The sequence below is a fragment of the Bartonella sp. MR168JLCBS genome (assembly GCF_042194175.1).
This window is the reverse complement of the sequence record NZ_JBHIMP010000583.1, coordinates 311-566: the sequence shown is the minus strand read 5'-3', so window position 1 is coordinate 566 and position 256 is coordinate 311. Positions and strand designations below refer to the sequence as shown.

The following is a 256-nucleotide window of genomic DNA, read 5'->3' as shown; positions in this document are numbered from 1 at the left end:
ATTTTACAAAGCTTTTACAAATAACGCCCCAATCCCCCAACAAAAACGACAAAGCACAAAAAATGAACACACAAGCTACCCCGTATATTCCTTCCGTCGAAGCATGGAAAAACCTCCAAAAAGACATTATTGAAATATGTCAAAACATGAATCGCCCCTTAGAAGAGGTTCAACTGATCGCTGTTTCAAAAACTGTCTCTGCAGATCATATTTTCCCCCTTTTGCAAGCAGGTCAGTCTGTTTTTGCAGAAAACCG

1 pseudogene is annotated in these 256 nt (G+C 39.8%); it reads left to right on the top strand.

The annotated features are described in order from the left end of the window. Positions 1-62 precede the first annotated feature (62 nt). Positions 63-256 (top strand): annotated as a pseudogene (locus ACFIK8_RS12835) (YggS family pyridoxal phosphate-dependent enzyme); the annotation flags it as partial.